This window comes from Pseudomonas sp. S3(2024) (genome assembly GCF_036861315.1).
Lineage (GTDB): Bacteria > Pseudomonadota > Gammaproteobacteria > Pseudomonadales > Pseudomonadaceae > Aquipseudomonas > Aquipseudomonas putida_A.
Map to the genome: position 1 here is coordinate 669,364 of NZ_JAZAQQ010000002.1, position 14,150 is coordinate 683,513.

General features: G+C 62.1%; 15 protein-coding genes. 14 read left to right on the plus strand and 1 reads right to left on the minus strand.

Annotation, left to right across the window (positions count from 1 at the left end):
* Nucleotides 1–7: 7 nt before the first annotated feature.
* Both VLA07_RS07800 and VLA07_RS07805 read left to right on the plus strand, forming a co-directional pair.
* On the plus strand, nt 8–940 hold the full coding sequence (locus VLA07_RS07800; RefSeq protein ID WP_027612335.1) for an ABC transporter ATP-binding protein: 933 nt from the start codon (nt 8–10) through the stop codon (nt 938–940).
* Nucleotides 937–1,716 carry an ABC transporter permease gene (locus tag VLA07_RS07805; RefSeq protein ID WP_027612336.1) on the plus strand — a complete coding sequence of 260 codons (780 nt, stop codon included), beginning with the start codon at nt 937–939 and terminating at the stop codon, nt 1,714–1,716. The genes VLA07_RS07800 and VLA07_RS07805 overlap by 4 nt, the downstream gene beginning before the upstream one ends.
* 139 nt (nt 1,717–1,855) lie before the next feature.
* Here VLA07_RS07805 and VLA07_RS07810 read toward each other — a convergent pair whose 3' ends face one another.
* Entirely contained in the window at nt 1,856–2,374 is a 519-nt protein-coding gene (locus tag VLA07_RS07810; RefSeq protein ID WP_333988972.1) for a DUF2062 domain-containing protein, read from the minus strand.
* A gap of 136 nt (nt 2,375–2,510) precedes the next feature.
* On the opposite strand from VLA07_RS07810, the gene VLA07_RS07815 reads away from it, so the two are divergent.
* From VLA07_RS07815 to VLA07_RS07870, 12 genes are all read left to right on the plus strand, one after another.
* Complete coding sequence (locus VLA07_RS07815; protein WP_333988973.1) at nt 2,511–4,724, plus strand: DNA internalization-related competence protein ComEC/Rec2; 2,214 nt, start codon at nt 2,511–2,513, stop codon at nt 4,722–4,724.
* Nucleotides 4,725–4,835: 111 nt separating this feature from the next.
* Nucleotides 4,836–5,471: a MotA/TolQ/ExbB proton channel family protein gene (locus tag VLA07_RS07820; protein ID WP_003227083.1), complete on the plus strand. Its 636-nt coding sequence runs from the start codon at nt 4,836–4,838 to the stop codon at nt 5,469–5,471.
* The gene (locus VLA07_RS07825) at nt 5,468–5,896 is read left to right on the plus strand and encodes an ExbD/TolR family protein (RefSeq protein WP_103369230.1); all 429 of its coding nucleotides are present in this window, start codon (nt 5,468–5,470) and stop codon (nt 5,894–5,896) included. The genes VLA07_RS07820 and VLA07_RS07825 overlap by 4 nt, the downstream gene beginning before the upstream one ends.
* Complete coding sequence (lpxK, locus tag VLA07_RS07830) at nt 5,896–6,906, plus strand: tetraacyldisaccharide 4'-kinase (RefSeq protein WP_103369229.1); 1,011 nt, start codon at nt 5,896–5,898, stop codon at nt 6,904–6,906. Before VLA07_RS07825 ends, lpxK begins: the two co-directional genes overlap by 1 nt.
* A gap of 21 nt (nt 6,907–6,927) precedes the next feature.
* On the plus strand, nt 6,928–7,113 hold the full coding sequence (locus tag VLA07_RS07835) for a Trm112 family protein (RefSeq protein WP_003174668.1): 186 nt from the start codon (nt 6,928–6,930) through the stop codon (nt 7,111–7,113).
* The gene (gene kdsB / locus VLA07_RS07840; protein ID WP_333988974.1) at nt 7,110–7,874 is read left to right on the plus strand and encodes a 3-deoxy-manno-octulosonate cytidylyltransferase; all 765 of its coding nucleotides are present in this window, start codon (nt 7,110–7,112) and stop codon (nt 7,872–7,874) included. The genes VLA07_RS07835 and kdsB overlap by 4 nt, the downstream gene beginning before the upstream one ends.
* Entirely contained in the window at nt 7,874–8,338 is a 465-nt protein-coding gene (locus VLA07_RS07845) for a low molecular weight protein-tyrosine-phosphatase (RefSeq protein WP_007967581.1), read from the plus strand. The genes kdsB and VLA07_RS07845 overlap by 1 nt, the downstream gene beginning before the upstream one ends.
* Nucleotides 8,335–9,354, plus strand: coding sequence for a UDP-N-acetylmuramate dehydrogenase (murB, locus tag VLA07_RS07850; protein WP_333988975.1), 1,020 nt, complete (start codon nt 8,335–8,337; stop codon nt 9,352–9,354). The genes VLA07_RS07845 and murB overlap by 4 nt, the downstream gene beginning before the upstream one ends.
* Before the next feature lie 395 nt (nt 9,355–9,749).
* Nucleotides 9,750–10,220 (plus strand): (2Fe-2S)-binding protein, encoded by a 471-nt coding sequence (locus VLA07_RS07855; protein WP_150368302.1) that lies wholly within the window; start codon nt 9,750–9,752, stop codon nt 10,218–10,220.
* Nucleotides 10,217–12,538: a xanthine dehydrogenase family protein molybdopterin-binding subunit gene (locus tag VLA07_RS07860; RefSeq protein WP_333988976.1), complete on the plus strand. Its 2,322-nt coding sequence runs from the start codon at nt 10,217–10,219 to the stop codon at nt 12,536–12,538. Before VLA07_RS07855 ends, VLA07_RS07860 begins: the two co-directional genes overlap by 4 nt.
* A complete protein-coding gene (locus VLA07_RS07865; protein WP_333988977.1) occupies nt 12,538–13,518 on the plus strand; it encodes an XdhC family protein in 981 nt (326 codons plus the stop codon). Before VLA07_RS07860 ends, VLA07_RS07865 begins: the two co-directional genes overlap by 1 nt.
* Entirely contained in the window at nt 13,515–14,111 is a 597-nt protein-coding gene (locus tag VLA07_RS07870; protein WP_333988978.1) for a nucleotidyltransferase family protein, read from the plus strand. The genes VLA07_RS07865 and VLA07_RS07870 overlap by 4 nt, the downstream gene beginning before the upstream one ends.
* Nucleotides 14,112–14,150 lie beyond the last annotated feature (39 nt).

The window sequence follows — 14,150 nt, forward strand, 5'->3', positions numbered from 1 at the left end:
ATCCGATATGAGTTCCGCTCTGTCCATCCGGCAGCTAACCAAAACCTACGGCAACGGGTTCCAGGCCTTGAGTGGTATCGATCTGGACGTCGCCGAAGGTGACTTTTTCGCCTTGCTCGGCCCCAACGGCGCCGGCAAATCCACGACCATCGGCATTCTCTCGACCCTGGTCAACAAGACCAGCGGCACGGTGAATATCTTCGGTCATGACCTGGACAAGAACCCCGCCGCGCTCAAGCGCTCGATCGGTGTGGTGCCCCAGGAATTCAACTTCAACCAGTTCGAAAAGACTTTCGACATCGTCGTGACCCAGGCCGGTTACTACGGCATCCCGGCGAAGATCGCCAAGGAACGCGCCGAGCAGTACCTGACCCAGCTCGGCCTGTGGGACAAGCGCGATGTGCCGTCGCGTTCGCTGTCCGGCGGCATGAAACGCCGACTGATGATTGCCCGTGCCCTGGTGCATGAGCCGCGCCTGCTGATCCTCGATGAGCCGACCGCTGGCGTCGACATCGAACTGCGTCGCTCGATGTGGACGTTCCTCACCGAGCTGAACCAGAAAGGCATCACCATCATCCTCACCACGCACTATCTGGAAGAGGCTGAGCAGCTGTGCCGCAACATCGGCATCATCGACCACGGCACCATTGTCGAGAACACCAGCATGAAACAGCTGCTGGGCCAGCTGCACGTCGAAACCTTCCTGCTCGACCTGAAAAACGACTTGCACGCCGCGCCGCAACTGATCGGCTATCCCGCTCGGTTGCTCGACGGCCATACCCTGGAGGTCCAGGTCGACAAATCCATGGGCATCACCGCGCTGTTCACCCAATTGGCGCAGCAGAATATTGAAGTGCTGAGCCTGCGTAACAAAACCAATCGCCTCGAGGAGCTGTTCGTGTCTCTGGTAGAGAAGAATCTGTCGAAGGTGGCGGTATGAGTTCCGAGTTCCGCCCCAACCTCGTCGCCCTCCAGACCATCGTTTATCGCGAGGTCAAACGCTTCACGCGGATCTGGCCGCAGACCCTGCTGCCGCCGGCGATCACCATGGTTCTGTACTTCGTGATCTTCGGTAACCTGATCGGCAAGCAGATTGGCGGCATGGGTGGCTTCAGTTACATGGAGTACATCGTGCCGGGGCTGATCATGATGTCGGTGATCACCAACTCCTACGGCAACGTGGTCTCGAGTTTCTTCGGCAGCAAGTTCCAGCGTTCCATCGAGGAACTGATGGTCTCGCCGGTGTCGCCGCACACGATTCTGATCGGCTTCACCATTGGCGGCGTGCTGCGTGGCTTGATGGTCGGGGTCATCGTGACCATCCTGTCGTTGTTCTTCACTCATCTGCAGGTGCATCACCTCGGCGTGACCATCCTTGTGGTGGTGCTGACCGCGACGATCTTCTCGCTGCTGGGCTTCATCAACGCGGTGTTTGCGCGCAACTTCGATGACATCTCGATCATCCCGACGTTTGTGCTGACGCCGCTGACTTACCTCGGTGGCGTGTTCTACTCGATCACCTTGCTGCCGCCGTTCTGGCAGACCGTGTCGCTGGCCAACCCGGTGCTGCACATGGTCAACGCCTTCCGTTACGGCATTCTTGGCGTATCGGATATCCGCATCGGCATCGCGATCACCTTCATGCTGGTGGCGACGGTGGTGTTGTACCTCGGTTGTGCGCGGTTGCTGGTGAGTGGGCGCGGGATGCGGACCTGATCCGAAACCGCGTCGCTGCCATCGCGAGCAGGCTCACTCCTACAGAAGGGCGCGTTCCTATGTAGGAGTGAGCCTGCTCGCGATGGGGCCTATTCAGACGCTACAAAAAACGGCCTCCACTGCGGAGGCCGTTTTGCATTCAAGGCTTGCGGCTTTTCTTGCGCCGCGCCCATTGCCGCGCCACCCACCAGCGCCAATACAGCATGACCGTGAAGTAGGCGAGGATGCCGAGTAGCAGCCCGCATACCACCGATCCCAGCAGAAACGGCTGCCACATGGTCGACAACTCTCCGCTGATCCATTCCCAGGTCAACGAATCGGGCAGGGTGCGGGCGGGCACACTCATTAACCAGGCCCCGGTCTGGTACGTGCAGAAAAATACCGCCGGCATGGTGATCGGGTTGGTCAGCCAGACCAGGCTGACGGCAATCGGCATGTTGCCGCGCACAGTGATTGCCAGTGCCGCCGCCACCAGCATCTGCGCCGGAATCGGCAGGAACGCCGCGAACAGGCCGACGGCCATCGCCCGGGCCACCGAGTGCCGATTGAGGTGCCAGAGGTTCGGGTCATGCAGCAACTTGCCGAGAAAGCGTAAGGATTTGTGTTCCCTGATGCTCGTCGGATCGGGCATGTAACGTTTGAATAAGCGCCGGGGCATAAGGCTTCTCGGTCGGTTAAGGCGGCAAGTATGTCTGGATTCTACGAAGCGCCCATTCAGACTTTGTGACAATTGTTGACGACGACCCGCCCTCATACCAGCTACGCCTAATGCACGAACTCTCAAGGACGGGCTTATGCGCACAGGGATGATGGCGCTGGCAGTCGGTCTGCTGGTTCCGGTTTTTTTGCCGGTTTTACCGCCGGTCGGGTTGATGATGTTGTTGCCGTTGGTGGGACTGATGTTGCTGCCGTTTCGCAGCTATCCCCTGGCGTTTCTGCTGTTCGGTTTCACCTGGGCGTGCGTCAGTGCGCAATGGGCATTGAATGATCGTCTGCCCGCAGTGCTTGATGGCGAAACCCGTTGGGTTGAGGGGCGGGTGGTAGGTTTGCCGCAAAACAGCGAGGGCGTGGTGCGTTTCGAGTTAGCCGATGCTCGTTCGCGCCACGAGAAATTGCCGTCGTTGATGCGTCTGGCGTGGTACGCCGGACCGCCGCTCAACAGCGGCGAGCGCTGGCGCCTGGCGGTGAAGCTCAGGCGCCCCGGTGGTTTGCTCAATCCCGACGCCTTCGATTACGAAGCCTGGCTGTTGGCGCAACGCATCGGCGCGACCGGCACGATCAAGGATGGTCAGCGCCTGGCCGAGGCAAACTGGGCATGGCGCGACAGCATTCGTCAGCGCTTGATGGCAGTCGATGCCCAAGGCCGGGGCGGTGCATTGGCGGCGCTAGTGCTCGGCGACGGCTCCGGGCTCAGTCGCGAGGATTGGCAGATCCTGCAGGACACCGGCACCGTGCATCTGCTGGTGATTTCCGGTCAACACATCGGGATGTTGGCGGCGGTCATCTATCTGTTGGTCGCCGGGCTGGCGCGCTACGGCTGGTGGCCGCTGCGCTGGCCATGGCTGCCATGGGCCTGCGGCCTGGCGTTTGCCGCGGCGCTTGGTTACGGCTTGCTCGCCGGGTTTGACGTGCCGGTGCAACGGGCCTGCGTGATGGTCGGGCTGGTGTTGTTGTGGCGCCTGCGCTTTCGCCATCTCGGCGCGTGGTGGCCGCTGTTGCTGGCATTCGATGCGTTGCTGTTGCTCGACCCGTTAGCCAGTTTGCGTCCGGGTTTGTGGCTGTCGTTCGCCGCGGTGGGGATTTTGATTTTCACCTTCGGCGGGCGACTCGGTGCGTGGAAATGGTGGCAGACCTGGACCCGCGCGCAATGGCTGATTGCGCTGGGTCTGTGCCCGCTGTTGCTGGCGCTGAACCTGCCGATCAGCCTCAGCGGGCCATTGGCAAATCTGCTCGCGGTGCCGTGGGTCAGTCTGCTGGTGCTGCCACCGGCGCTGCTCGGCACGCTGTTGTTGCCGGTGCCTTACGTCGGTGCAGGCTTGTTGTGGCTGGCCGGTGGTTTGATCGACTGGCTGTTTCGTGGCTTGTCGCTGATCGCCGGGGCTTGGCCGGCGTGGATCTCGCCGTCGTTGCCGTGGTGGGTTTTGCTGCTCGGCAGTCTCGGCGCCTTGCTGTTGCTGTTGCCGCGCGGGGTGCCATTGCGACCGTTGGGCTGGCCGTTGCTGTTGATTCTGCTGGCGCCGCCTCGCGAGCGGGTGGCCGAGGGCCAGGCCGATGTCTGGCAGCTCGATGTCGGTCAGGGCCTGGCGATCCTGATCCGCACCCGCCATCACGCGTTGCTCTACGACGCCGGTCCACGCTTCGGCGATTTCGATCTGGGGGAGCGGGTGGTGCTGCCGGCGCTGCACAAACTGGGGGTCGAGCGCATTGATTTGATGCTGCTCAGTCATGCCGACGCCGACCATGCCGGTGGTGCGTTGGCAGTATCGCGGGGCTTGAAAGTGACGCGGGTGATCAGCGGCGATCCGCCGGGGCTACCCGCCATCCTGCAGGCCGAGGCCTGTGAAAGTGGACGTCAATGGCAGTGGGACGGGGTCAGTTTTCAGCTGTGGCAATGGTCGGCGGCCCATGACAGCAATCAGCGCTCCTGTGTGTTACAGATCGATGCCAATGGCGAGCGGCTGCTGCTGACCGGCGATATCGACACGGCTGCCGAACGGGTTTTGCTGGAAAGTCCGTTGGCGCTGCCGACGCACTGGCTGCAAGCGCCGCACCATGGCAGCCGCAGTTCCTCTTCGATGGCTTTGCTGCGGGCATTACGTCCGCATTCGGTGCTGATCTCCCGGGGGCAGGGCAATTCGTTCGGTCATCCGCACCCGCTGGTGCTCGCGCGTTATCGCCAGCAAGGGCTGCGCATCTACGACAGCGCGCAGCACGGCGCCATTCAACTGCGCCTGGGCAGCTTTCAGGCACCGAGGCTGATGCGTCAACAACGGCGTTTCTGGCGTTGAAACACCATTGATCGCGGGATCGCCGAATGTGGCATCAGGTCGTCGGGGCAGCGGGTCTTAATCGCGAACCGGTATGGTAAAGTGGCGCACTTTTTCGAGGGGACTGTCACTGTGTGGGAATTGGTCAAATCCGGCGGCTGGATGATGTTGCCGATCATTCTGAGTTCCATCGCGGCCATGGCGATTGTCGCCGAGCGCCTGTGGACCCTGCGCGCCAGCCGCGTCACCCCCGAGCATCTGCTCGGTCAGGTCTGGGTCTGGATCAAGGACAAGCAGCTCAATAAAGAAAAGCTCAAGGAATTGCGCGCCAACTCGCCGCTGGGTGAAATCCTCGCCGCGGGCCTGGCCAACTCCAAGCATGGTCGCGAGATCATGAAGGAATGCATCGAAGAAGCCGCCGCGCGGGTGATTCACGAGCTCGAACGCTACGTCAACGCGCTGGGCACGATTGCCGCCATGTCGCCGTTGCTGGGCCTGTTGGGCACGGTACTGGGCATGATCGACATTTTCAGCGCCTTCACCGGTTCCGGCATGACCACCAACGCCTCGGTCCTGGCCGGCGGTATTTCCAAGGCACTGATCACCACTGCGGCGGGCCTGATGGTCGGTATTCCGTCGGTGTTCTTCCACCGTTTCCTGCAACGCCGCATCGATGAGCTGGTGGTGGGCATGGAGCAGGAAGCGATCAAACTGGTCGAAGTGGTGCAGGGCGACCGTGACGTCGATCTGGCCGGGGACAAAGCGTGAAATTCCGTCGCAAACCCCGGGAAACGATCGACATCAACCTCGCGTCGCTGATCGACGTGGTGTTCATCCTGTTGCTGTTTTTCGTCGTGACCACCACCTTCACCCGCGAAACCCAGTTGCGCGTCGATCTGCCGGAATCGGTCAGCGGATCCCCCGCCGAAGACCAGCAGCTTAAGCAACTGGACGTCGCGATCAGCGCCGAAGGCGTGTTTTCGGTGAACAACAAGGTTTTGCCGAAGAATGACCTGGCGACGCTGATGGAAGCCATGCAGAAAGAAGCCAACGGTGACACCAACATGCCGTTGTCGATCAGCGCCGACGGCAAGACCCAACACCAATCGGTGATCACCGCCATGGACGCGGCCGGCAAGCTCGGTTTCAGCCATCTGCGCATGACCACGGTCGAGGCGGCGCCCAAATCCTGATGAGCCTGTCCGATCGTTTGCTCGCCGCGTGGTATCAGGGGCATCCGGCCCTGACGCTGCTGCGGCCGCTGGAAATGCTCTACCGCCGCGTGGTGGTCAACAAGCGTCAGCGCTTTCTCGACGGTGACGGCCAGATCTATCAGCCACCGGTGCCGTTGATCGTGGTCGGCAACATCACCGTCGGCGGCACCGGCAAGACACCGATGATCCTGTGGCTGATCGAGCATTGCCGACGCGCCGGTCTGCGGGTTGGTGTGGTCAGTCGTGGATATGGCGCCAAACCGCCGCAACTGCCGTGGCGGGTCACCGCCGAGCAGAGCGCCGACGTCGCCGGCGATGAACCGCTGTTGATCGTGCAGCGCACCGGCGTACCGCTGATGATCGACCCTGATCGCAGCGCAGCGGTCAAAGCCTTGCTCGCCAGTGAGCCGCTGGACCTGATCCTCTCCGATGATGGCATGCAGCATTACCGCTTGGCGCGAGATCTGGAGCTGGTGCTGATCGACGCCGCCCGTGGTTTGGGCAACAAGCGCTGCCTGCCGGCCGGTCCGTTGCGCGAGCCGATCGAGCGCCTGCAAAGCGTCGATGGCGTGCTGTTCAACGGTGCCACTGCGGATCGTGAAGACGGCTTCGCCTTTCACCTGCAACCGACCGCACTAGTCAATCTGCGCAGCGGCGAGCGTAAGCCGCTCGGTCATTTTGCGCCCGGTCAATCGGTGCACGCGGTGGCCGGGATCGGCAATCCGCAACGTTTTTTCAATACCCTCGAAGCGCTAGACTGGCGAGCAGTCCCCCATGCGTTTGCCGACCACGCAGAATACAGCGTGCAGGCCTTGAATTTCACACCGTCATTGCCGTTGGTGATGACCGAAAAGGACGCGGTGAAGTGCCGTGCCTTCGCAGCAGACGACTGGTGGTATCTGGCGGTCGATGCCGTGCCGTCACCGGCCTTCGTGGCCTGGTTCGACACCCAATTGATGCGCCTGTTGCCCGATCGTCTTTTGCCTTAACTCTTTATCCAGGGAATGTTCATGGACACCAAATTGCTCGACATCCTCGCGTGCCCGATCTGCAAAGGCCCGCTCAAGCTCAGCGCCGACAAGACCGAACTGATCAGCAAGGGCGCCGGCCTGGCCTATCCGATCCGCGACGGCATCCCGGTGATGCTCGAAAGCGAAGCGCGCACCCTGACCACTGACGAGCGTCTGGATAAATGACCACTGCTTTCACCGTTGTCATCCCGTCGCGTTACGCCTCGACCCGCCTGCCAGGCAAACCGCTGCTGGATATCGCCGGCAAGCCGATGATCCAGCATGTCTGGGAGCAGGCGAGCAAAAGCAGCGCCAGCCGTGTGGTGGTCGCGACCGACGATGCGCGCATCGTCGAGGCCTGCAAAGTGTTCGGCGCGGAAGTAGTGCTGACCCGTGAAGATCACAATTCCGGGACTGACCGCCTGGCGGAAGTCGCGGCGAAGCTGGGTCTTGCGCCGGACGCGATCGTGGTTAACGTGCAGGGTGATGAGCCGTTGATCCCGCCGAGCGTGATCGATCAGGTCGCGGCCAACCTCGCCGCCCACACCGAAGCGCGCATGGCCACCCTGGCCGAGCCGATCGAAGACGTCGAAACCCTGTTCAATCCGAACGTGGTCAAGGTCGTCAGCGACCTCAATGGTCTGGCGCTGACCTTCAGCCGCGCCACCTTGCCGTGGGCCCGCGATGCCTTCGCCAAGAGCCGCGACGTGTTGCCGGAAGGCGTGCCGTACCGTCGCCACATTGGCATTTACGCCTACCGCGCCGGGTTCCTTCAGGACTTCGTGAGCTGGGGCCCGTGCTGGCTGGAAAACACTGAATCCCTCGAACAACTGCGTGCCCTGTGGCATGGCGTGCGGATTCATGTCGCCGATGCGTTGATCGCGCCGCCGACCGGGGTCGACACCGTTGAAGACCTCGAGCGCGTTCGTCGCCTGCTGGAGGCCTGATGCGCGTTCTGTTCGTGTGCCTGGGCAACATCTGCCGTTCGCCCACCGCTGAAGGCGTGTTGCGTCACAAACTGCGCGCAGCGGGGCTGGCGGATCAGGTCGAAGTGGCCTCCGCCGGCACCGGTGACTGGCACGTCGGCAATCCGCCGGACAAGCGCAGCCAGGCTGCAGCCAAAGTGCGTGGTTATGACCTGTCGGCGCAACGCGCGCAGCAGGTCAGTCGTGCCGATTTCGCCAGTTACGACCTGATTCTGGCCATGGACAACAGCAACCTGCGCAACCTCAAGGCGCTGCAACCGTCCACCGGCAAGGCCGAGCTGGACCTGTTCCTGCGCCGTTATGCCGGTGTGGTCGATGAAGTGCCGGATCCGTACTACGACGGCGATCAGGGTTTCGAGCAGGTACTGGATCTGATTGAAGCAGCCTGTGACCAACTGTTGATCGAAGTGAAGGGCCGGTTATGAGTTTGCAGCTTCAATCACAGGTTTCGCTGAAACCGTTCAACAGTTTCGGCGTCGACGTTCGCGCGCAGTTGTTCGCCGAGGCCCACAGCGATGCCGACGTGCGCGAAGCCTTGGCCTATGCAACTGCCCATGACCTGCCATTGCTGGTGATCGGCGGCGGCAGCAACCTGCTGCTGACTGCTGATATCCCCGCGCTGGTGCTGCGCATGGCCAGCCGTGGCATTCGGCTGATCAGCGATGACGGCAGCCGCGTGGTGATCGAGGCTGAAGCCGGTGAGCCATGGCACCCGTTCGTGCAGCACACGCTGGCGCTGGGTTTTTCCGGTCTGGAAAACCTCAGCCTGATCCCCGGCACCGTGGGCGCGGCACCGATGCAGAACATCGGCGCCTACGGCGTCGAGATCAAGGATGTGTTCGCCGGGCTGACCGCGCTGGATCGCCAGACCGGCGAGCTGCGCGACTTCAGCCTGGAAGAATGCAACTTCGCCTACCGCGACAGCCTGTTCAAGCAGCAGCCGGGGCGTTGGCTGATCCTGCGGGTGCGCTTCAAGCTTGATCGGGTCGCCCATCTGCATCTGGAGTACGGCCCGGTGCGTCAGCGCCTGACCGAGCAAGGCATTGATCACCCGACACCCAGCGACGTCAGCCGCGCGATCTGCAGTATTCGCAGCGAAAAACTGCCGGATCCGGCGGTGCTCGGCAATGCTGGCAGTTTCTTCAAGAATCCGCTGGTATCAGCGGCGCTGGTCGAACAGATCAAGGCGCAACACCCGGATCTGGTGGCCTATGCGCAAGCAGACGGGCAGATGAAACTGGCCGCCGGCTGGCTGATCGAGCGCGCTGGCTGGAAAGGTTTCCGCGAGGCCGATGCCGGCGTGCATAAATTGCAGGCGCTGGTGCTGGTCAACTACGGCACCGCGACCGGTCTGCAATTGCTGGAGCTGGCGCAACGCATCCAGAAAGATATTGCCGAACGTTTCAATGTCGAACTGGAAATGGAGCCGAACCGCTATTGAGGCTACGCTTCAGGTCGGTATCCAAAGCCCTGCACTGAACAAAAAGTGCAGGGCTTTTTTGTTAACGGTGGGTTAACTTAGCCAGCTAACGATAACCGTCATTTGCTCCACCAAAGGCCCGGTGCAGACGTTCGCGTCGGCACAAGAGAGCCTGTGCCAACCACATATAAGTCAGCGATGATCCTGTGGCGAGGGAGCTTGCTCCCGCTGGGGCGCGTAGCGGCCCCGCTTTCAAGAAGGGCCTGCTCCGCAGTCCAGCGGGAGCAAGCACCCTCGCCACAGGCTCAGTGTTCGGCTTCACTGATGTGTATTGGCCCATTAGCCTGAGTCGATCTGCGTGAACCACCGCCAGTTCTGCTCGACCCCATAACCACCAAGAATATGCGGGCGTGCCCATGATTACCCTGAAACTCAATGGCCAGGATCACCCACTGGATGTCACCGAAGACATGCCGCTACTGTGGGCAATCCGTGATGTCGCCGGATACAACGGCACCAAATTCGGCTGCGGCATGGGCCTGTGCGGTGCCTGCACCATTCATATCGACGGCTTGCCGGCGCGCAGTTGCATCACGCCGATCGGCTCGGTGGTCGGGCAGAACGTCAGCACCATCGACAATCTGCACGCCGATCCGGTCGGGCAAGTGGTGCAGCAAGCCTGGCTCGACAGCGCGGTGGCGCAGTGTGGTTTCTGTCAGGGTGGGCAGATCATGTCTGCCACGGCGTTGCTTAAAACCAATCCGAACCCGAGCGACGAACAGATTGAAGAGGCCATGGTCGGCAACATTTGCCGTTGCGGCACCTACAACCGGATCAAGACCGCGATCCGTCAGGCCTCCACTCACCTGAAGGAGGCCAAGGCATGAGCCGCTTGCCGAATGATTTCGCCCTGAGCAATCTCAGCCGTCGCGGTTTTCTCAAAGGCGTTGGCGCGACTGGCGCGTTGGTACTGGCCGCGAGTTGGGGCTGGCAGGATGCACTGGCTGAAGACGCGCCGAAGAAGTTCGGTGCCGACGGCATGCCCAACGGCTGGATCGACGATCCCAAGGTCTACGTCAGCATCGCAGCGGATGGCACGGTCACCGTGGTCTGCAACCGCTCGGAAATGGGCCAGGGTGTGCGCACCAGCCTGACCATGGTGGTCGCTGATGAACTGGACGCCGATTGGGCCAAGGTCAAAGTCCGGCAAGCGCCGGGTGACGAAGTACGTTTCGGCAACCAGGACACTGATGGTTCGCGCAGCATGCGTCACTGGTATGAGCCGATGCGTCGTTGCGGCGCGGCGGCCCGGACCATGCTGGAACAAGCCGCCGCCGCGCAATGGCAGGTGCCGGTGGGCGAGTGCCAGGCGCAGTTGCACAAAGTCCTGCATAAACCGTCCGGTCGCGAGCTGGGTTACGGCGAACTTGCCGCTGCCGCCAGTGCGCTGACAGTGCCGGCCCGTGACAGCCTGCGCCTCAAGCAGCCGTCAGAGTTCCGCTACATCGGCAAGGAAGGCACCAAAGCCATCGACGGTGCCGATATCGTCAACGGGCGCGCGGTGTACGGCGCGGACGTGCATTTCGACGGCATGCTCTACGCCACCATCGCCCGTCCGGCGGTGTACGGCGGCAAGGTCAAGTCGCTGGATGACAGCGCTGCGCTGAAGGTTCCGGGTGTGCTGAAGGTCATGCAGATCGAGAGCCATCCGCTGCCTTCGGAATTCCAGCCGCTGGGCGGCGTAGCGGTGATTGCCAGCAATACCTGGGCGGCGATCAAGGGCCGCGAGGCGCTGAAGATCGAATGGGACGACGGCCCCAATGCCAGTTATGACTCGATCGCTTATCGCAAGGAACTGGAAGCGGCGTCGCGCAAACCCGGCAAAGTGGTGCGCAACACTGGCGATATCGACAAAGCCTTGAGCGGCGCCGCCAGCAGCCTCGAAGCGTCCTATTATCTGCCGCATCTGGCCCAGGCACCGATGGAGCCGATGGTCGCCATCGCGCGCTACGACAAAGGTGTGTGTGAAGCGTGGGCGCCGAGTCAGGCGCCGCAGGTGACTCGCGAACGCATCGCCGAGCGCCTCGGGCTGCCGTTCGACAATGTCACCTTCAACGTCACGCTGCTGGGCGGCGGTTTCGGCCGTAAATCGAAGCCGGATTTCGTCGTCGAAGCAGCGATCCTTGCCAAGGAGTTCCCCGGTAAAGCCGTGCGGGTGCAATGGACCCGCGAGGATGACATCCACAACTCGTATTTCCACACGGTGTCCGCCGAGTATTTGAAAGCCGCTGTCGGCAAGGACGGCATGCCCTCCGGCTGGCTGCATCGCACAGTGGCGCCGAGCATTACGGCGCTGTTCGCCCCGGGCATGAACCATGAAGCGGCGTTCGAACTGGGCATGGGTTTCACCAATATGGCTTACGCGATTCCCAGCGTGCGCCTGGAAAACCCCGAAGCCACGGTGCATACCCGCGTCGGCTGGTATCGCTCGGTGTCGAACATTCCTCACGGTTTTGCGATTCAGAGTTTCGTCGACGAACTGGCGCACAAGGCTGGCGTCGATCCGCTCAAGTACCAGATCAAGTTGCTGGGCCCGGATCGGCAGATCGACCCGCGCACCCTGAGCGAGGAGTGGAATTACGGCGAATCCCCCGAGCGCTACCCGATCGACACCGGGCGCATGCGCACGGTACTGGAAACCGCGGCCAAGGCTGCCGGCTGGGGGCGCCAATTGCCCAAGGGCCGAGGCCTCGGTCTGGCGGTGCATTACAGCTTCGTCACCTATGTGGCGGCGGTGATCGAAGTCGAGGTCAAGGACGACGGTACGCTGATCGTGCACAAGGCTGACATCGCTGTTGATTGCGGGCCGCAGATCAACCCTGAACGTATCCGTTCGCAGTTCGAGGGCGCGTGCGTGATGGGCCTGGGCAACGCGGTGCTGGGTGAAATCAGCTTCAAGGATGGCAAGGTCCAGCAGGACAACTTCCATATGTACGAAGTGGCGCGCATGTCGCTGGCGCCGAAGGAAATCGCGGTGCATTTGGTGACGCCGCCGGGTGACGTGCCGTTGGGTGGTGTCGGTGAACCCGGCGTGCCGCCGATTGCGCCGGCACTGTGCAATGCGATCTTCGCCGCCACCGGCCAGCGCATCCGTAACTTGCCGGTGCGTTATCAGTTGCAGGGTTGGCAGAAGGCGCAGGCGTAATGGACAGCGCCGATCTCAACGTCCTGCGCAGCGTGCTTGAATGGCGCCGCGCCGGGCAGCGGGTGGTGCTGTTCAGCGTGGTGCAGACCTGGGGCACTGCGCCCCGGGCACCCGGCGCGATGCTCGCGTTGCGCGAGGACGGCGTGGTGATCGGCTCGGTGTCCGGCGGCTGTGTCGAGGATGACCTGATCGCCCGTCTGCACGACGGGCGCATCACCAGTGACGGCCCGCCGGTGCAGCTGATTACCTATGGCGTCACCCGCGAGGAGGCGGCGCGGTTCGGCTTGCCCTGTGGCGGCACGCTGCGCCTGACCGAGGAGCGGGTCGCTGATCCGGCGTGGGTCGCCGAGTTGCTGGCGCGTTGTGAAAACCATGAGATTGTCGCCCGTGAGCTGAACATCGAAACCGGTGAAGTTGTGCTGTCAGCGGCGTGCAAATCCGATGTACTGGCATTCGACGGCAAGACCCTGCGCGCCATTTATGGCCCGCGCTGGCGCCTGCTGCTGATCGGCGCCGGACAGCTTTCGCGGTATGTGGCCGATATGGCCCGGTTGCTGGATTTCGAAGTGCTGATCTGCGATCCGCGTACCGAGTTCGTTTATGGCTGGGAAGAGCACCACGGACGGTTCGTCCCGGGTATGCCGGATGACGCGGTGTTGAGCATTCAGACGGACGAACGCACGGCGATTGTGGCGCTGACCCACGATCCACGCCTGGACGATATGGCGCTGCTCACCGCACTCGATTCGCCAGCCTTTTATGTCGGTGCACTGGGTTCGCGAGTCAACAGCCAGAAGCGCCGGGACAATCTGGCTCAGCTAGGCTTGTCTGAATCAGCCATTGCGCGATTGCACGGGCCGATCGGTCTGCACATCGGCAGTCATTCGCCAGCGGAGATTGCCCTGTCGTTGTTGGCGGAGATTGTGGCGATCAAGAACGGCGTCGAGTTGAAGCAGAAGAATGTCGTGGAGGGCGCATGAGTCGATCCATCGCTGTAATCGTACTGGCGGCGGGCGAGGGCAGTCGCTTTCGCCAGGTTGCCGGTGCCGATAAAGACAAGTTGCTGGCCGATTGCACCGGGCGTGATGGCGCGGTGCGCTCGGTGATCGAGCAAGTGTTGCTGAATCTGCCGGCCAACCTCGACAAGCGGGTGCTGGTGACCACTGAAGCGCGGCCGCAGGCGATGCGCATGGCTCAGGCTTATGGCTGTGACGTGGTCTCGATTGAATCGACCGGGATGGGTGACAGTATTGCGGCTGGCGTTGCGGTTTGTCCGGATGCAGAAGGCTGGCTGATCGTGTTGGGGGACATGCCGTTTATCCTGCCGTCGAGTATTGAGCGGGTGGTGGCGGCAATGGCCGATGACGCGGTTAGTGTGCCGGTGCAGGAGGGCGAATTTGGGCATCCGGTGGGGTTCGGGCGTTCGTTCGGGCCGGGCTTGCAGGCATTGAGTGGTGATCGCGGCGCCAGGCCTCTGTTCAAGCAGGGCAGGGTGATTGAGGTAGCGGTGGATGATCCCGGGGTGTTGTGGGATATCGATGTGCCCGATTCTCTTGTATTCCCTCAATCCTGAGCCCTGCATAAATCCTCTGTAGGAGTGAGCCTGCTCGCG